18 protein-coding genes are annotated in these 18,055 nt (G+C 63.8%); 6 read left to right on the plus strand and 12 right to left on the minus strand.

The annotated features are described in order from the left end of the window. Position 1: 1 nt before the first annotated feature. The gene (locus tag AA0Z93_RS21215) at positions 2-868 is read left to right on the plus strand and encodes a LysR family transcriptional regulator (RefSeq protein WP_413047035.1); all 867 of its coding nucleotides are present in this window, start codon (positions 2-4) and stop codon (positions 866-868) included. Here AA0Z93_RS21215 and AA0Z93_RS21220 read toward each other — a convergent pair. The 5 genes from AA0Z93_RS21220 to AA0Z93_RS21240 all read right to left on the minus strand — a co-directional run bounded on the left by AA0Z93_RS21220 (position 842) and on the right by AA0Z93_RS21240 (position 4,806). Further along, the gene (locus AA0Z93_RS21220; protein WP_413047034.1) at positions 842-1,993 is read right to left on the minus strand and encodes an HPP family protein; all 1,152 of its coding nucleotides are present in this window, start codon (positions 1,991-1,993) and stop codon (positions 842-844) included. The genes AA0Z93_RS21215 and AA0Z93_RS21220 overlap by 27 nt on opposite strands. A gap of 205 nt (positions 1,994-2,198) precedes the next feature. Next, positions 2,199-3,518 carry a sensor histidine kinase gene (locus tag AA0Z93_RS21225; RefSeq protein ID WP_413047033.1) on the minus strand — a complete coding sequence of 440 codons (1,320 nt, stop codon included), beginning with the start codon at positions 3,516-3,518 and terminating at the stop codon, positions 2,199-2,201. Next, positions 3,515-4,183: a response regulator transcription factor gene (locus AA0Z93_RS21230; protein ID WP_413047032.1), complete on the minus strand. Its 669-nt coding sequence runs from the start codon at positions 4,181-4,183 to the stop codon at positions 3,515-3,517. The genes AA0Z93_RS21225 and AA0Z93_RS21230 overlap by 4 nt, the downstream gene beginning before the upstream one ends. After that, complete coding sequence (locus tag AA0Z93_RS21235; protein ID WP_413047031.1) at positions 4,184-4,498, minus strand: PepSY domain-containing protein; 315 nt, start codon at positions 4,496-4,498, stop codon at positions 4,184-4,186. Further along, entirely contained in the window at positions 4,498-4,806 is a 309-nt protein-coding gene (locus AA0Z93_RS21240) for a PepSY domain-containing protein (protein WP_413047030.1), read from the minus strand. Before AA0Z93_RS21240 ends, AA0Z93_RS21235 begins: the two co-directional genes overlap by 1 nt. Before the next feature lie 390 nt (positions 4,807-5,196). Here AA0Z93_RS21240 and queD point away from each other — a divergent pair, with 390 nt between their 5' ends. After that, positions 5,197-5,553: a 6-carboxytetrahydropterin synthase QueD gene (gene queD / locus AA0Z93_RS21245; RefSeq protein ID WP_413047029.1), complete on the plus strand. Its 357-nt coding sequence runs from the start codon at positions 5,197-5,199 to the stop codon at positions 5,551-5,553. 45 nt (positions 5,554-5,598) lie between these two features. Here queD and AA0Z93_RS21250 read toward each other — a convergent pair whose 3' ends face one another. From AA0Z93_RS21250 to AA0Z93_RS21260, 3 genes are all read right to left on the minus strand, one after another. Continuing rightward, a complete protein-coding gene (locus AA0Z93_RS21250; RefSeq protein WP_413047028.1) occupies positions 5,599-6,210 on the minus strand; it encodes a hypothetical protein in 612 nt (203 codons plus the stop codon). 143 nt (positions 6,211-6,353) lie between these two features. Beyond that, positions 6,354-7,142: a hypothetical protein gene (locus AA0Z93_RS21255; RefSeq protein WP_413047027.1), complete on the minus strand. Its 789-nt coding sequence runs from the start codon at positions 7,140-7,142 to the stop codon at positions 6,354-6,356. Between the two features lie 74 nt (positions 7,143-7,216). Next, on the minus strand, positions 7,217-7,684 hold the full coding sequence (locus AA0Z93_RS21260) for a DUF1289 domain-containing protein (RefSeq protein ID WP_413047026.1): 468 nt from the start codon (positions 7,682-7,684) through the stop codon (positions 7,217-7,219). A 402-nt stretch (positions 7,685-8,086) separates the two neighbouring features. Here AA0Z93_RS21260 and acnB point away from each other — a divergent pair, with 402 nt between their 5' ends. Then, positions 8,087-10,696: a bifunctional aconitate hydratase 2/2-methylisocitrate dehydratase gene (acnB, locus tag AA0Z93_RS21265; RefSeq protein WP_413048385.1), complete on the plus strand. Its 2,610-nt coding sequence runs from the start codon at positions 8,087-8,089 to the stop codon at positions 10,694-10,696. Between the two features lie 191 nt (positions 10,697-10,887). Next, positions 10,888-11,415, plus strand: coding sequence for a GNAT family N-acetyltransferase (locus AA0Z93_RS21270; protein ID WP_413047025.1), 528 nt, complete (start codon positions 10,888-10,890; stop codon positions 11,413-11,415). A gap of 87 nt (positions 11,416-11,502) precedes the next feature. On the opposite strand, the gene AA0Z93_RS21275 is transcribed toward AA0Z93_RS21270, so the two are convergent. The 3 genes from AA0Z93_RS21275 to AA0Z93_RS21285 form a co-directional block, all read right to left on the minus strand. Next, positions 11,503-12,747 (minus strand): lipoprotein-releasing ABC transporter permease subunit, encoded by a 1,245-nt coding sequence (locus AA0Z93_RS21275; protein ID WP_413047024.1) that lies wholly within the window; start codon positions 12,745-12,747, stop codon positions 11,503-11,505. A 242-nt stretch (positions 12,748-12,989) separates the two neighbouring features. Further along, positions 12,990-13,673: a lipoprotein-releasing ABC transporter ATP-binding protein LolD gene (gene lolD / locus AA0Z93_RS21280; RefSeq protein WP_296268608.1), complete on the minus strand. Its 684-nt coding sequence runs from the start codon at positions 13,671-13,673 to the stop codon at positions 12,990-12,992. A 7-nt stretch (positions 13,674-13,680) separates the two neighbouring features. After that, positions 13,681-14,928 carry a lipoprotein-releasing ABC transporter permease subunit gene (locus AA0Z93_RS21285; protein ID WP_413047023.1) on the minus strand — a complete coding sequence of 416 codons (1,248 nt, stop codon included), beginning with the start codon at positions 14,926-14,928 and terminating at the stop codon, positions 13,681-13,683. A gap of 93 nt (positions 14,929-15,021) precedes the next feature. Between AA0Z93_RS21285 and AA0Z93_RS21290 the strand changes: the two genes are divergently transcribed. Then, positions 15,022-15,603, plus strand: a complete 582-nt coding sequence (locus tag AA0Z93_RS21290) for a PilZ domain-containing protein (protein WP_413047022.1) — start codon at positions 15,022-15,024, stop codon at positions 15,601-15,603. 27 nt (positions 15,604-15,630) lie between these two features. Then, positions 15,631-16,353 (plus strand): glycerophosphodiester phosphodiesterase, encoded by a 723-nt coding sequence (locus AA0Z93_RS21295; protein ID WP_413047021.1) that lies wholly within the window; start codon positions 15,631-15,633, stop codon positions 16,351-16,353. A 42-nt stretch (positions 16,354-16,395) separates the two neighbouring features. Here AA0Z93_RS21295 and sthA read toward each other — a convergent pair whose 3' ends face one another. Next, positions 16,396-17,790 carry a Si-specific NAD(P)(+) transhydrogenase gene (sthA, locus tag AA0Z93_RS21300; RefSeq protein WP_413047020.1) on the minus strand — a complete coding sequence of 465 codons (1,395 nt, stop codon included), beginning with the start codon at positions 17,788-17,790 and terminating at the stop codon, positions 16,396-16,398. Positions 17,791-18,055 lie beyond the last annotated feature (265 nt).

An 18,055-nucleotide genomic window follows, 5' to 3' on the forward strand; every position in this document is an offset into this window, starting at 1 on the left:
TATGGACATCGAACAGGCCCGAACCTTTCTGGAAATCATCCGCTGCGGCAGCCTGGTGGCCGCCGCCGAACGTCTGTTCGTGTCGCAAACGGCGATCACTGCGCGGGTGCAACGCCTGGAACGGCACCTGGGCTGCACGCTGTTCCAGCGCAACCGCAACGGTGTCAGCCTGACGCCGGACGGCGAGGCCTTCGTGCCGTACGCCAATCAGTTGCTGCAAACCTGGGAGGCGGCCCGCCGCGACCTGCCCTTGCCGGCGGGTCGCCGGCAGCTGTTGCAGGTGGGAGCCGAGATCAGCCTGGGCAATCCTTTGTTGCTGGAGTGGGTCAGCGCTTTGCACGATGCATTGCCCGCCCATGCCATTCGCAGCGAAGTCGGCGACGACGAAGCGCTGCTGCGCAAGGTCGAGGTGGGCCTGCTCGACGCCGTACTGGTCTATCGCCCCCATTACGGGCCTGGGTTGCAGGTCGAACAGGTGCTGGAAGAAAAACTGGTGCGGGTCCGCCGCGTCGATCGCCACGAGCCCTATCTGTACATCGACTGGGGTGAAGCCTTCCGCCGCCAGCACGACGCCGCCCTGCCGGACTGCGCCCGCGCCGCGCTGTCGTTCAACCTGGGCCCGCTGGCCCTGCAGTTCATCCTGCAACGCGGCGGTAGCGGCTATTTTCGCACCCGCGTCGTGCAGAGCTACCTCGACAGCGGCGTACTGGAACGTGTGCCGCAGGCGCCCGAGTTCACCTACCCCACCTTCCTGGTCTATCCGCGCAAAGACGACGATGCAGCCTTGCAGCAAGCGCTGGCCGTGTTGCGTCGTCTGCTGAGCGACGCCACCAGCGACTGGTCACAGCGCTGGGATGCGCTGATCTGAATGCGCAGGACTGTGGCTGAGCAAGTGCCGTTCCAGGCCGGCGATCAGGTCGGTCTGGGTGATCACGCCCACCAAGGTCTGCCCTTCCAGCACCGGCAGGCAGTGCAAACCCTGCTCGCAGAGTAATGGCAGCACCTCGTGCAGGGGCTCTTCGCGCGCAACGCTGACCACACGGCGACTCATGATCTGCGCCAGCCGCACAGGCTGCCGGGCGAACGGCGCACGCCAACTGAAACGCGCACGCGCCATGGCCGGCGCCACCAGGTCGCTGAGGCTGACGATGCCGACCAACTGGCCGGCCTCCAGCACCGGAAGCGTCTTCAGGCGGTGCGCAGACAACAGTTTCCAGGCCTGTTCGAGCGTAGTGTCGGGGCTGGCGAACTGTACGTCGCGCGCCATCACCGAGCCTGCGCGTATGCCGCCCAGGCTGCGCCGTAGCGCCTGCCGTTCGGTCGCCTGGATGATGCGTTCGAGTTCGTCGCGGGTCACGTCGACGTATTCACCCAGCGCCTCCAGCGCCTGGTCCAGGTCGTCCGCGGTCACTCCGAGCCGTTCGCTGGGCAGCGGGTCGTCGGTGTGGTGCAAGTCGTTGCGCGGCGCCGCAGCCTTGGGATAGCGCACCCCGGTCAGAGCGTTATAGGCCACGCCAACGGCCAGTAGCACCAGAACATTGAGCAGCACAGGCTCGAGCAGGTGGTCGCCAAGCGCGACCAGCCCCGGGTCGGCCAGCACCGCAGTGACCGCCACTGCCGCACCGGGCGGATGCAGGCAGCGCAAGAGACACATCAACACCAGCGAGCCGCCGAGCGCAACGGCGGCTACCCACAGCTCGCTACCCAGCCCATGGCGCAGCAGCAGGCCCAGCAGACACGCCGAGGCGTAACTGCCCAGCACCGGCCATGGCTGCGCCAGGGGGCCGGAATGCACAGCGAAGATCAGCACCGCCGAAGCGGCCAACGGACCGAGCAGGTGCAAAGCGATCTGCGTGCCGAACGCCAGGCTGCATACATGACCGGCGATGAGCAGCGCCAGCGCGGTACCGAGCGCAGCGCGCAGCCATTGGCGAGGGGGGATGTGCAACGAAGGGGGAATGAGGCGGTGCAGCATGCGGGGCACTTTGGTCATGGGGGTAGGAATCTGGATATCCGGGCAATTGTAAGAACTTGCGCAGGCGAACTGCGCGTGGCCTGGCGGTCACCTTTGGAGCTGGCGACACCGTGCGAGCGCCAGCCAGTCTGACCGATCGAGCCAGGGGCGGCCAATTCAAAGGGTTGCAGGCTCGATGCAATATTTTTGCAGTACCCCCAGGTGCGCAGTCGGGTCGGCAGGCCTAGTGCGCTCTGCGCGGCAGTTCGATCTCGACCCGCAGCCCGCCCAGCGGGCTTTGCAGCAGTGCGATGCGTCCACCCCAGGCCTCGACGATGTCGCGGACGATGCCCAGGCCCAGGCCATGACCGGCCACCTGTTCGTCCAGACGCGAGCCGCGTTCGAGCACGTGCTGACGGGCCGTTTCCGGAATGCCCGGTCCATCGTCGTCCACCCACAGCCGATAGCCTGTGGCGCACTCGACGATGTCCAGGCGCACTTCGCTGTCGGCCCATTTGCAGGCGTTGTCGAGCAGATTGCCCAACAGTTCCAGCATGTCTTCGCGATCCCATGGCAACAACAGCCCGCAGGCTTGGTCGCAGTGCAACTGCAAGCCATCGCCATGCACCATGCCCAAAGTCGCCACCAATTCTGGCAGCTCGGCATCGCAGTCGAAGTGCACACCCGGCAGCGCATCGCCCGCCAGGCGTGCGCGATTGAGCTCCCGGGTCAGCCGTTGGTGGATCTGCTCCAACTGCGCCAGCATCTGCGCACTGACCTCGGGCGCATCGCCCAGCCGCTCGCTGCTGGCCAGGCTGACCAGCACCGCCAATGGCGTTTTCAGCGCATGCCCCAGGTTGCCGAGCGCGTTGCGCGAACGCCGCAGGCTGTCCTCGGTGTGCGCCAGCAAGTGGTTGATCTGCGCCACCAAAGGCTCCAGTTCCACCGGCACCTGGCTGTCCAACTGCGAGCGCTGACCCTGCTGCAACTGGGCGATCTGCCGGCGTGCCCGCTCCAACGGCCGCAGCGAGCGGGTCACGATGATGCGTTGCAACACCAGAATCAGGATCAGGGCAATCAGGCCCAGACCTAGACCAATCTGCTGCATGTGCCGGAAGCCTTGGCGCACCGGCGTATAGTCTTGGGCCACGCTGATGGAGATGTCCCGCCCCAGGCGCCGGTAGTCGGCGCGGTAAACCAGCAACTGCTGCCCTTCCGGCCCCAGTTCCTGCTTGTCTTCCAGGCCCACTTCACTGGGCTGGAGCATGTCCAGGTCCCACAGCGAGCGGGAGCGCCAGCTGCCTTCGGGAAAGTCGATGCGGAAGTAGTAGCCCGAGAAAGGCCGGTGGTAGGCGGCGGAAATGCGACGTTCGTCCAGTTGCAGGCCGGTCGACCCCCGCACCAGCGCGGCCAGCAGGTTTTCGCTTTCCTTGCGCAGCCCCGCTTCCAGGTAACGTTGCAGCCCTGCTTCGAACAGCCACAGCGTCGATTGGGCGAGCACCAGGCCGACCATGACCAGCACCGCGACCAAACCAAGGCTCAGGCGCCCTTGGATCGACTTCAATCGCCGCTCCCGGCATACAGATAACCCTGGCCACGTCGGGTTTCGATGACGCTGCGGCCCAATTTGCGCCGCAAGTGGTTCACATGCACTTCCAGCACGTTGGAGTCGCGCTCGGTCTCACCGTCGTACAAGTGTTCGGCCAGATGGCTTTTGGAAAGGATCTGCTTGGGGTGCAGCATGAAGTAGCGCAACAGGCGGAACTCGGCGGCAGTCAAGGCGATGTCGACGCCGTCGCGGCTGACGCACTGACGGCGCTCGTCCAGTTGCAGGCCGGCGGCTTCCAGGCTCGGCTGATTGGCCAGGCCACGGGCGCGGCGCAGCAGCGACTGGATGCGCAGTTGCAGTTCTTCGGGATGGAAAGGTTTGCTCAGATAGTCGTCGGCGCCGGCCTTCAAGCCTTCGATGCGCTCGGCCCACGAGCCGCGGGCGGTGAGGACCAATACCGGCGTGGCCAGACTGCCGGCACGCCATTGCGACAAGACCTCGAGCCCCGGCAAGCCGGGCAGGCCGAGGTCGAGGATGATCAGATCATAGGGTTCGCTCTGCCCTTGGTAGACGGCGTCGCGGCCATCGGCCAGCCAGTCGACGGCATAGCCTTGGCGTTGCAACGCAGCAGTGAGTTCGTCGGCCAGGGGAACGTTGTCTTCGACCAGCAACAGACGCATTCAGTCGTCTTCCTCATCTTTGAGCAGCTCACCTGTCGCGGCGTCGAACTTGATTTCGCGCACGATGCCTTGCGGGGTGAGGATTTCCACTTCGTATTCGTAACGACCATGTTCCTGCTCGAGTTCGGCTTCCAGCAAGCGCGCCCCGGGGTGACGCCCCAGGGCGGCTTCGAGCAATCGCTCGAGGGGCACGATGGTGCCCCGGTGCCGCAGTTCGAGCGCTTCGTCCTGATCGAGGTCCCGGCCGGCCGCCAGCGTACTGACGGCCAGCAGGCACAAGGCCAGATAGCGGACAGGCCGGGCCAGGGCTCGCATCAGCGGTCCTGTTCGTCCTTCAGGACTTCACCGGTCTTGGCGTCGAGGGCTACGTCCCATTCCACGTTCTGGCTATCGCGCAGCTCGACCTTGTAGATGTAGCGACCGTATTCGTCTTCCAGCTCACTGTCGGTGACGGTCGCGCCGGGATGCTTGGCGACGGCGGCCGCCTTGAGCTCGTCGAGGGACTTGATGGTCTTGTTGCCGACCAGCTTGACCACTTCGTCAGGCTGGATGTCCTTGGCGAAAGCAGCGGCGCTGGCGAAGGTCAGGGTGGCGGCGGTGAACAGGGCAGTCAAAGTTTTCATGGTGTACCTCATTGGGTCTGGAAGTTGTCTACGCAATCAAGACTACTGCCGGGGGCTTAACTGAACCTGAAAAACGCCGGCGCCATCTTAACCCAGCGCCAAGCCCCCGGACCAAAAGCTCTGACCGCTGCGTTGCGAGAACGACTCGGCTTTTGTCCGCAAGTGCTAGAGCGTCGGCGTGGAGAACGGCGGCAGCCCGTCGCAGAATACGCAGGCCGTCGGATCAAAACAGGTTAAGATAGCGCCAATTCGGTCGCCTGGCGCCAGTCCGACATCACCCAGTGGATGACCTCACCGAGCCCCAGCGACGACCAATCAGTACATTGAGCAGTACACTGGAAAGCCAGATCGCGCTCAAGCTCATACCCCATCAGCTTTACAGGTCCACCCGTGGAAATCTTCAAAGAATTCACCTTCGAATCGGCCCATCGTCTGCCCAACGTACCCGCCGGCCACAAATGCGGGCGTCTGCACGGTCATTCGTTCAAAGTCGCTCTGCACCTGACCGGCCCGCTCGATCCGCACACCGGCTGGATTCGCGACTTCAGCGAAATCAAAGCAGTGTTCAAGCCGATCTACGAACGGCTCGACCACAATTACCTCAACGACATTCCCGGCCTGGAAAACCCTACCAGTGAAGTGATCGCACAGTGGATCTGGAATCAGGTCAAGCCGCTGCTGCCGGAGTTGTCCAAAGTGCGGATTCATGAAACCTGCACTAGCGGGTGCGAATACACCGGCGACTGACGGCTCTATCCACAAACCCCGGCCGGGGTCAGGCCGGGTTTGCGTTCATGGGCGGGCGACGCCTACTTTGAGAATGTTCAACAATAGCCAGCCTGCCTCTCCGTCGTTTTCATTGAGATAGGGAAAGCCGTCCTCCTCGAGGCGTTTGATGCTCTTGCCATGCAGGCTGACCAGTTGAACGGGGCCATAGGCTTTATCAGACGCGATTCCATCGGTTGGAAAACCCTCCAGGCGCCATACCATGCTGCCGGCGATCAGCACGTCGTGGCCTGGCTCGTCAGCGGTTGGATAGACACCTAGGTAGCCGTTGCGGCTGACATCCAGCCGATGGTTCGCGTAGACCCAATGATGGTGCCCGTCATCGACGCCAGCAGCACGGATCTCGTAATCGTGCTGGCCATCCGTTTCATAGCAACCGAACCAGAACTGCGTCAGAAACTTACGCCGAGAGATCACATAATCGGGCGCGCGCCGGTCGGTGAAATCATCGACATCCGCATGCAGCCAGCCTTCTGAGGCCCAAGGTGCGGTGCGATCGCGCACCGCTCCGATCCGGGGTACTTCGCTCGACGTGAAGGACGTTCGTGTGGCGCCTGTACTGTCCCAGTAAAGTTGGGCCAGGAAGCTGTTCTGCGGATTGAAACGGTAATGGCTCATGGTTGCGCTCCTTCGAGTGGGTTATCGAAGGTCAACTTACGCAACCATGCTCGGGCACATCAGCCGGAAATACGCCACTGAACAAGGCGATTCGAGAACCTTCGGGCACTGTGACGTTGCGCGAGGGCGACCGACGCCATGGATCAGCGCCGGTCTGCCCCGCCGCCCAGCGCAGGATGGGGTGGGACGGTCACACTGACCACTTCGATGGCCAGGCTACCGCGCCGGCCATCGCTCACGTTCAAATAGGCTCTGCCCTTTTCGTTCAGGCGCCGCACGACACGTCCGTTAGGCCCGAACAACGCGAGCCCCGTTCGGATCTCGCCGTCCTGCAAACCACTCGGGTCTAGCCCCTCCAGAATCCAGAGCGGCGTGACCTTGCCTTTGCGATAACCGAATAACAACCCTCTGCTTTCCACGGGAAGATCAACGTTGGGTAGATCGATGTGCAGCGAAGGAACAGGGTCGGGCATCTCCAGTTCTGCCCTCGGCGGCACCTGCAAGGGTGAGCTGCCTGCAGGCGTATCGGTCGGATACATGCCCAGATAGCCACCGCGGCTGACATCCAGCACGTACTCAAGCTCAGGCCAGCGTTGGACGTTGATCCCTGCGTAGGCCGGACGAATTTCATAGACGTACAGCTCGCCGATCCGATAGACGCCGAACCAGAAGTATTCGCAGTAGATGCGTTGACGAGGGCCTGCGAACGGCAGGTGGTCGCGCAGGAACGATTGGATCTCTTCGGGCTGGTAGTCGCGCCCGGACATCAACCAGCCGTCGTCGCCGTTCCAATCGTTGAACTCCACCCAGATCGGCATGACTCGATCGCCGCGCAACTCGAGCAGCCGGCGTGGGCTGACAGGCTGTTCGTCGAGCTGCCAGTAGCACCTGGCATTGAAGGACAACAATGGCTGAAAAACGTATTCGCTCATGATTCCACCGCAGGTCGAAAGGCCTGGCGGCGACTGTAGAGCGGCGGTACCGGACCCGACAGCCGGAACGGGTTCTACCGCAATGCCTCGTCGAGAAACGCCGGCGCGATGTACCGCTCGTAGTGGGCTTCGGACAACAGGAAGAATTCGCGGTCGATGGCGTCGCGCAGCTCGGGCAGCTCCCAGTCGCGAAACTCCGGCAACAGGGCCACGCCATAGGCGTCCAGGTCGCGGATCATGCGCGCGCCTCGGGCGATCAGCTGATACGCCCAGCAATATTCGGACTGCCGGGCAAGAAAACGGATCGAGCGTTGCTCCAACTGCTGACGCAGCCGCTCCTTGTCGAACACCTCGAGCTTGGCCATCATCACCTGCCCGAGCAATTGCTCAAGACGCAGCCAGACCGCCCGCTTGGCCTCTTCGTCGTAGCTGTTCCAGTGGATCACCTCATGGTGAAAACGCTTGCAGCCGCGGCACACCAGATCGCCGTAAACGGTGGAACACAGGCCGACGCAGGGAGTTTTGATGGACTTGCTGGACATGGGAAAACGACAGCTGGGCGGTGGCACACCGCGCCATGTTAGCCCTTTGTCTAATCAGGGTCACCCGTTAAAGTCCTGCACGGCGCCTTACCATCGGAGAAGTTTTGCCGTAGAATCATTCGGCCTTTTCCAAGGCAACCATGTCCGTTGGAAGCTGTTTTCAAAGCGTCACGAGCACAGTCATCCGGTAGAACGGCGTTGGCCCGGCACATGCCCTGCATGCACGGCGCCAACCCCTCATCAGCCTTCCGTTCTACAGGCGTAAAACTTTGAAAACAGCTTCTGCAAGGATTTCCGGCACCCTGGCATGACGGCCCACAACGCCGTCGCTGCGCAGCCTTGCCGGAAGCCTGGATGAGCGTCCCGGACTCCCTTTTGGGACCACTGATGAGGGTAATAACTGTGCTTGAAGCCTACCGCAAACACATCGAAGAGCGTGCCGCTCTGGGTATCGTGCCCCAGCCGCTGAACGCCGAACAAACCGCAGGCCTGGTCGAGCTGCTGAAGAATCCTCCCGCCGGCGAAGAAGCCTTCCTCCTCGAACTGATCACCGACCGCGTGCCGCCAGGCGTCGACGAAGCCGCCTATGTCAAGGCCGGCTTCCTCTCCGCCGTGGCCAAAGGCGAAGTGCAGTCGCCGCTGATCGACCGCAAGCGCGCCACCGAACTGCTCGGCACCATGCAAGGCGGCTACAACATCGCGACCCTGGTCGAGCTGCTGGACGACGCCACCCTTGGCGCCGTCGCGGCCGAACAGCTCAAGCACACCCTGCTGATGTTCGACGCCTTCCACGACGTGGCGGAAAAAGCCAAGGCCGGCAACGCCAACGCCAAGGCCGTGCTGGAATCCTGGGCCGCCGGCGAGTGGTTCACCAAGCGTCCGGCCATCGCCGACAAGTACACCCTGACCGTGTTCAAGGTGCCCGGCGAAACCAACACCGACGACCTCTCCCCCGCTCCTGACGCCTGGTCGCGCCCGGACATCCCGCTGCACGCCCTGGCCATGCTGAAAATGGCCCGCGACGGCATCGAGCCCGAGCAACCCGGCTCGGTCGGCCCGCTCAAGCAGATCGCCGACATGCGCGCCAAAGGCTTCCCGGTCGCCTACGTCGGTGACGTGGTCGGTACTGGCTCCTCGCGTAAATCGGCCACCAACTCGGTGCTGTGGTTCTTCGGCGACGACATCCCCAACGTGCCGAACAAGCGCGCCGGCGGTTTCTGCTTCGGCACCAAGATCGCCCCGATCTTCTACAACACCATGGAAGACGCCGGCGCCCTGCCGATCGAGTTCGACTGCACCGACCTGAACATGGGCGACGTCATCGACGTGTACCCTTACAAAGGCGAAGTGCGTCGGCATGGCAGCGACGAGCTGGTCACCACCTTCACGCTGAAAACCGAAGTGCTGCTCGACGAAGTCCGTGCCGGCGGCCGGATTCCGCTGATCGTCGGCCGTGGCCTGACCGACAAGGCTCGCGCCGAGCTGAACCTGGGCGCCACCGACTTGTTCAAGCTGCCCGAGGCGCCGGTCGATACCGGCAAAGGCTACACCCTGGCGCAGAAGATGGTCGGTCGTGCTTGCGGCCTGCCGGAAGGCGAAGGCGTGCGCCCTGGCACCTACTGCGAACCGAAGATGACCACCGTCGGCTCGCAGGACACCACCGGCCCGATGACCCGTGACGAACTCAAAGACCTCGCCTGCCTGGGCTTCTCCGCCGACCTGGTGATGCAGTCGTTCTGCCACACCGCGGCCTATCCGAAGCCGATCGACGTCAACACCCATCACACCCTGCCCGACTTCATCCGCACCCGTGGCGGCGTGTCGCTGCGCCCAGGCGACGGCATCATCCACAGCTGGCTGAACCGCATGCTGATGCCCGACACCGTCGGCACCGGCGGCGATTCGCACACCCGCTTCCCGATCGGCATCTCGTTCCCGGCCGGCTCCGGCCTGGTGGCCTTCGCCGCCGCCACCGGCGTCATGCCGCTGGACATGCCCGAGTCGATCCTGGTGCGCTTCAAAGGCAAGCTGCAGCCTGGCATCACCTTGCGCGACCTGGTGCACGCCATCCCTTACTACGCCATCCAGAGCGGCCTGCTGACCGTCGAGAAGAAGGGCAAGAAGAACGCCTTCTCCGGCCGCATCCTCGAGATCGAAGGCCTGGACGAGCTGACCGTCGAGCAAGCCTTCGAGCTGTCCGACGCCTCGGCCGAGCGTTCGGCGGCCGGCTGCACCATCAAGCTGCCGGAAAAGGCCATCGCCGAGTATCTGCAGTCCAATATCACCCTGCTGCGCTGGATGATCGGCGAAGGTTACGGCGACCCACGCACCCTGGAACGCCGTGCGCAAGCCATGGAAGCCTGGCTGGCGAACCCTGAGCTGCTGTCGGCCGACGCTGATGCCGAGTACGCCGAAATCATCGAAATCGACCTGGCCGACGTCAAAGAGCCCGTGCTCTGCGCGCCGAACGACCCGGACGACGCGCGCCTGCTGTCGAGCGTCCAAGGCGAGAAGATCGATGAAGTGTTCATCGGTTCGTGCATGACCAACATCGGCCACTTCCGCGCCGCCGGCAAGCTGCTGGACAAGGTCAAGGGCGGCATCCCCACCCGCCTGTGGCTGGCGCCGCCGACCAAGATGGATGCCCACCAGCTCACCGAAGAAGGCTACTACGGCATCTTCGGCAAAGCGGGCGCGCGCATGGAAATGCCAGGCTGCTCGCTGTGCATGGGTAACCAGGCGCGTGTACAGACCGGCTCCACCGTGGTCTCGACCTCGACCCGCAACTTCCCCAACCGCCTGGGCGACGCCACCAACGTCTACCTGGCTTCGGCGGAACTGGCGGCGGTGGCCTCGATCATCGGCAAGCTGCCGACCGTCGAAGAGTACATGCAGTACGCCCAGAGCATCGACAGCATGGCGGCCGACGTCTACCGCTACCTGAGCTTCGACCAGATCGCCGAATTCCGCGACGCGGCAGAAGCTGCGAAGATCCCGGTAGTCCAGGCGTAAGCCAAAGGTTGTAACGCAGCACAAAAGCCCCGGCAGCGATGCCGGGGCTTTTGCGTTGTCAGGGGATCGAAACGGTTGTCTTGCGCCAATGGCGTCATGCAGGATGGTAGCTCCACTGCGCAACAACGATGCAGTCGATATCGGAACGGCCCGCACACCCCGGCCAACGCACCGAGCACAGGCACCCTTTCATGGATGAAATCACCGTCACGCCCGAGCTGTCGCTGGTCAAGGCCACGCCAGCCCATGCAAGCGCGCTGTACCGCTTGATCCTGCGCAACAAAACGTCTTTCGCCGAACACCTGCACTGGCCCCGCTACATCCATGCGCAAGCGGACGTCGAGCGATTCCTCGCAGGATGCGCCGCAGACCACCAGCAGGACCTCAGCAAGACTTACGTACTGCAACGACAAGGCGAACCCTGCGGCGTGCTGTCGTTCAACACCATCGACAAAGCCAACGAAACCGCTTATCTGGGCTACTGGCTGGATGTTGACGCCCAGGGCAGCGGCCTGCTCAGTCAGGCAGTCAATGCGCTGGTCGCAACTTATGCAGAGCGCGCAATCCTGCGCCGCTTCGTCATCAAGGCCGCGGTGCGCAACGAGAGGAGCAACAGGTTGGCGCTGCGCTGCGGCTTCCAGCACGAAGGTGTGCTAAGGCAGGCGGAGCGGATCGGCGACGAGTACCTGGATCAGAACATCTACGGCCTGATCGTCTGACGAGCGAGGCTGAGAAGCAGCAAGGCCAGGCCCGCACGGCGGACCTGACCACAGAGGGCGACGACTGAAGCCGTCAGTGTGCACCCATCACTCGTAGCGCAGCGCCATCGCAGGCTCCACCTGGGACGCACGGTACGCCGGGTACAGCGTCGCCAGGAAGCTCATCACCAACCCCGCCGTGCAGATCAGCGCCACATCGCCCCATTGCAGCTCCGAGGGCAGGCTGCTGATGAAGTACACGTCCGAGGTGAAGATGTGCTGGCCGCTGATGCGCTCCAGCCAGCCGACGATCTGACTGACGTTGAGCGCGGCGACCACGCCCAGCGCGCCGCCGATCAGGGTGCCGACGATACCGATCAACGAACCCTGGACCATGAAGGTGCCCATGATCTGCGCTGGAGTGGCGCCGATGGTGCGCAGGATTGCGATGTCCGCGCCCTTGTCGTTCACCACCATGATCAAGGTGGCGATGATGTTGAAGGCCGCTACGGCGATGATCATCATCAGCAGCAAACCGATCATGGTCTTTTCCATTTTCATCGCGCTGAACAGGCTGCCCTGGGTGTGCGACCAGTCGTCCGCGCGATAGGCAGCGCCCAGTTCTGCGGCAATGGCTTTGGACACCTGCGGTGCGGCGTAGAGGTCGTGCAGCTTGAGGCGCACGCCTTGCACGCTACCCGCAGGCCAGTGCTGCATCTCGGCGGCGTCCGCCACGTTGATGTAGGCCTGCGCACCGTCCAACTCGGCACCGACCTTGAAGATGCCGACCACGGTCAGGCGCTGCATGCGCGGGGTGATGCCACCCGGCGCCTTGCTGATCTCGGGCACGATGAGGGTCAGTTTGTCGCCTGTGTTGAGGCGAAAACGCCGTGCCGTGAGTTCGCCGATGACCACGCCGAATTCGCCGGGCACCAGATCCTGCAGGCGGCCCTGGACGATGTGCTGGCCGACGATGGACACCTTGCCCTCCTCGGCCGGCTCGATGCCGCTGATCTGGATCGGCTGCATGGCGCCCTTGTACGAGAGCATGCCTTCCATGTCGGTGATCGGCGCTGCCGCCATCACTGCCGGGTTGCGCAGCGCGGTATCGGCCAGGGCGCGCCAGTTCTGCACGGGCTCCACGCCCAGCAGGCTGGCATGGGGCACGAGGCCGAGGATGCGCGAGCTCATCTCGCGCTGGAAGCCGTTCATCACCGACAGCACCACGATCATGGCCAGCACGCCCAGCGAGAGGCCGATCATCGAGGTCATGGAGATGAACGAAATGAAGTGGTTGCGGCGCTTGGCGCGGGTGTAGCGGGCGCCGACGAACAAGGGCAAGGGTCTGAACATGGACGGGAATACCCAGTGAAGAAGTGAACGAGGGGCCGTGGCCGGCCCCCTCCAAAGCCTAGGCTCTGCCTGAACAGTCCTGAGACTCGTGCATGCTGCGTTGAAAACCGGCCGGAATGCTCATGTACTCCAGTACAGTCGGACGCGACCCCGGCCGTTCCTCGCCGGTTTTCGCGGGGCCACCTTGGCGGGGCCGCCTTCGGCCTTGCGTGGCCTTCGTCTCAGAACTTTCCAGACAGAGCCTAGATCGGCACCAGGTGACCGTCTTCCAGGCGCAGCACGCGGTCCATCTGGCGTGCCAGGTTGAGGTCGTGGGTGACTACCAGGAAGGCGGTGCGCGACGAGGCCGACAATTCGCGCATCAATTCCTGGATGCCCTGGGCGGTGTGGTGGTCGAGGTTGCCGGTCGGCTCGTCGAGCATCACCAGGCCCGGCTGGTTGACCAGCGCCCGGGCGATGGCCACCCGTTGGCGCTCGCCACCGGACAGCTCGGCCGGCTTGTGGCTCAGGCGATGGCCCAGCCCCACGCGTTTGAGCAATGCGGTGGCGCGCTCACGCGCCTCGGGAATCGGCGTGCGGCCGATCAGCAAGGGCATGCACACGTTTTCCAGCGCGGTGAACTCGGCCAACAGGTGGTGGAACTGATAGACGAAGCCCAATGCCCGGTTACGCAGCAGGCCACGGGCCCGCTCGCCCAGGGCCGAAAGCTCTTCGCCCGCCAGCCAGACGCTGCCCTGGCTCGGGGTGTCGAGGCCACCGAGCAGGTTGAGCAAGGTGCTTTTGCCCGACCCCGAACTGCCGACGATGGCGACGCGCTCGCCCGGTAGCAGTTCGAGCTGCAGGTTGGCCAGCACCTGCACCGATTCAGGGCCTTCCTCGTAGGATTTGCCCAGGTTGCGGCAACTCAGTACGGCTTTATCACTCATGCGCGACTCACTCATAACGTAGCGCCTCTGCCGGCTGGGTGCGCGCCGCGCGCCAGGCCGGGTACAGGGTGGCGAGGAAACTCAGGGCCAGGGCCGCGCCGCAGATCATCCAGACGTCCTGGGGCAGGATCTGCGAGGGCAGGTAATCGATGAAGTACACGTCGGCGTTGAGGAACTTGTGCCCGATCAGGCGCTCGATGCCGGCGATGGCGGCACTGACGTTGAGCGCCGCGAGAATGCCGACCACCGCGCCGATCAGGGTGCCTACCACGCCGATCACCGTGCCCTGGACCATGAAGATGGCCATGATCTGCCGAGATGTGGCGCCCAGCGTACGCAGGATGGCGATGTCGCCGCGCTTGTCGTTGACCACCATGACCAGGGTGGAAATGATGTTGAACGCAGCCACCGCGACGATCAGCAGCAACAGCAGGCCGATCATGGATTTCTCCATGCGGATGGCTTGGTAGAGGTTGCCGTGGGTCCGGGTCCAGTCCCGCGAGTAGTACTCGCCGTCCAGGTGCTGGGCGATGTCGTAGGCCACGCGCGGCGCTTCGAACAGGTCGTCGAACTTGAGCCGCAACCCCTGCACCTGGTCGGCCTTCCAGCGGTGCAGACGCGACAGGTCGGAAATGTTGGTCAGCCCCAGGTAGCCGTCGATCTCGCCGGCCCCCACATGGAAGGTGCCGACCACGGTGAAACGCTTCATGCGCGGGAACATGCCGGCCGGGGTGATGCTGACTTCCGGAGCGACGAAGGTCAGCTTGTCGCCGATGCCCACGCCCAGCTTGGCCGCCGCCTTGTCGCCGATCATGATGCCCCACTCGCCTGGCGCGAGCTTGTCGAGCCCGCCTTGCAGGGTGAAGCGGTCGATGATCGAGACCTTGCGCTCCAGGCTCGGATCGACGCCGTTGAGCAGCACCTTCTGCACCTTGCCGTCATGGGTCAGCAAGCCCTGCATCTGAGTGAACGGCGCCACTTCCAGCACCTGGGTGTTCTGCCTGACCCGCTCGGCCACCGCCGGCCAGTTGTCGATCGGCTGGCTCGACTCGAGGGTGGCGTGTGGGATCATGCCCAGCACGCGGGTACGCATCTCATGGTCGAAGCCGTTCATCACCGACAGCACGACGATCATCACCACCACGCCAAGGGCGAGGCCGATCATCGAGGTCAGGGAAATGAACGAGACGAAATGGTTGCGACGCTTGGCACGGGTGTAGCGCGTACCAATGAATACGAAGAGAGGTCTGAACATGTCTGGGCTTGTTCGGATGAAAGGGGACGTCTTTGTGGCGGGGCGTGCTAGGCAGCTTTACACTCCGACCATTGCCGCCACCATGGGTTCACCATGACGACTCCAGACGCAGAAGAACGCCGCGAATACTACCGCATCGAAGACTGGATCGCACTGCAAATCCGCCCCCTGAGCGCCGCCGAGCTGAGCGACGCGGCGCTGGCGCAGAGCGCCTCGCCGCTGATGGGGCTGCTTGGCGAACTGCACTTGGCCGACTTCGAGAGCCAGCACCTGCTGCGCCAACTCAGCGACAAGGACCGCGTCCTCGCCGCCTTCCTGCGCGCGCAGAACAAACGCATCGACCTGCTCAGCGCCGTGGTGGCGCAGAGCATGCTGGGGCAACTGGGCGAGCCGCAAGCCGTGATGCTTTCGGAGGGCGGGCTCGATTCGATCAGCGCCGAGCCCTTCGCCGTGGGCACCCGCGTCGCCTTGCAGATGGTGCTGCTGCCCCGGGGCCACGGCTTGCTGTTGCGCGGGCGGATCAGCCACTGCGAACCCAGGCCCGCCGGCGACTATGCCCTGGGCACCGAATTCACCGACCTGACCGACGCCGAGCGGCAACTGCTGGCTCGCCACATCCTGCAACATCAACAACAGCAGCGGCGCCAGACGCTGGAACAGCAAGACCCGACTTGAGCCCATTCCCAACATGAAGGAACGACCGTGACACTCATTTATGGCCACCGCGGCGCCAAAGGCGAAGCCCCCGAGAACACGCTGAACAGTTTCCGCCAGTGCCTGTCCCACGGCGTCGATCGCTGCGAACTCGACTTGCACCTGTCAGCCGACAACGAACTGATGGTCATCCACGACACCACCCTCAAGCGCACCACCGGTCGGCGCGGCAAGGTGGTGGAGCACACGGCGGCGGAACTGGTGACCTACGACGCGCGCCAGGGCGGTCCGAACTGGGTGCAGCCCTGCCCCATCCCGACCTTGCAGACGCTGTTCGAGCAGTGTGCCTTCGAGCACTGGCAACTGGAGGTCAAGAGCGCGTCGCGCACCCGCGCCGCCAGCACCGTGCTGGCCATTCGCGAACTGGCCCAGGCCCATGGCCTGCTGGACAAGATCACCATCACCTCCAGCTCCCGCGAGGTGCTGGGTGCGGCACAGGAGCTGGTACCGGACGTGGCGCGCGGCCTGGTGGCCGAGTATGCCTGGCTCGACCCGCTGAAGGTCGCGAAGAACTACGGCTGCAATCTGCTGGCACTGAACTGGACGCTGTGCACACCGGAACGCCTGCACAAGGCTCAGGCGCAGGATTTGCACGTGTCGGTGTGGACGGTCAACGAACCGGCGCTGATGCACCGGCTGGCTGATTTTGGCGTAGACAGCCTGATCACAGACTTTCCCGGTTTGGCCAGGACCACCCTCGGAACAGACTGAAACCACTCTCCCCGACCGGCTCAGGCGACCGGCCGGAGCCGGTCAAAAAAGCCGGTTCAGGCCGTCGTAGGCGGCTACCCGATAGGCTTCGGCCATGGTCGGGTAGTTGAAGGTGGTGTTGACGAAGTACTTGAGGTTGTTCAACTCGCCAGGCTGGTTCATCACCGCCTGACCGATGTGCACGATCTCCGACGCCTGATAGCCGAAGCAGTGCACGCCCAGCACTTCCAGGGTTTCGCGGTGGAACAGGATCTTCAGCATGCCTTGCGGCTCACCGGCGATCTGCGCACGGGCCATGCTCTTGAAGAAAGCCTTGCCCACTTCGTAAGGCACCTTGGCCTGGGTCAGCTCCTGCTCGTTCTTGCCGAGCGAGCTGATCTCCGGAATGGTGTAGATACCGGTCGGCACATCGTCGACGAACCGCCAGCTGCCATTGTCGACGATGCTGCCTGCCGCCGAGCGGCCTTGGTCGTGGGCAGCACTGGCCAGGCTCGGCCAGCCGATCACGTCGCCCGCGCCGTAGATGTTGCCGACCACGGTGCGATAGGCCTCGTCGACCTCGATCTGGCCACGGCTGTTGACCTTGATGCCGATGTTTTCCAGGCCCAGCTTGTCGGTGTTGCCGGTCCGGCCGTTGCACCAGAGCAAGGCGTCGGCCTTGATCTTCTTGCCCGACTTGAGGTGCAGCACCACGCCGTTGTCCAACCCCTCGACCCGCTCGTAGTCTTCGTTGTGGCGTACGGTGATGTTGTTATTGCTGAAGTGGTAGCTCAGCGCTTGGGAAATTTCCGAGTCGAGGAAGCTCAGCAACTGGCCACGGTTGTCGACCAGCTCGATCAGCACGCCCAGACCGCTGAAGATCGAGGCGTATTCGCAACCGATCACGCCGGCACCATAGATGATCAGCTTGCGTGGGGTATGGCTGAGGCTAAGGATGGTGTCGCTGTCGTACACGCGCGGGTGGCCGAAGTCGATGTCGACCGGGCGGTACGGGCGCGAACCGGTGGCGATGATGATGTCCTTGGCCACCAGTTTTTCCACCACGCCATTGGGGCAGACCACTTCGATGGTCTGCTCGTCGGCGAAGCTGCCGGTGCCGAAGAACAGGTCCACCCGGTTACGCGCGTAGTAGCCGGTGCGCGAGGCGACCTGCTTGGCGATGACCTTCTCGGCGCTCTTGAGCACGTTGGGGAAGGAGAACCAGCGCGGCTCGCCGATGGCGCGGAACATCGGGTTGGTGTTGAACTGCATGATCTGCCGCACCGAGTGACGCAGGGCCTTGGACGGGATGGTGCCCAAGTGGGTGCAGTTACCGCCGACCTGGCGACGGCTGTCGACCATCGCCACCTTGCGCCCCGCCTTGGCAGCGTTCATCGCCGCGCCTTCACCGGCCGGGCCGGAACCCAGCACCACCACGTCGTAGTTATAGACAGCCATGCGTACTCCTTCAGAACGGGCCCGGCGGCCGACTCGGCGGCAGGGCTTGGCCATGTCGCCGCAGCGCCATGGAAAAATTCGGGTTGCAGTCTAAACAAGCCTGAACGCCGCGCACATTAACCCTTGGTCGCGTCGTAGGCCAATTCTGCCTGCACTACATGTTCAGCGGGCGCCTGTTCCGTGGCGACCTTTCTTACTCTGGACGCGCCGCCGCAATCCAGGCCCGGGCAACGCGCGCCGCACGAAAAACGGGAACCTTGGGGCT

This window comes from Pseudomonas phoenicis, from assembly GCF_047302395.1.
In the GTDB taxonomy this organism is placed as follows: Bacteria; Pseudomonadota; Gammaproteobacteria; order Pseudomonadales; family Pseudomonadaceae; genus Aquipseudomonas.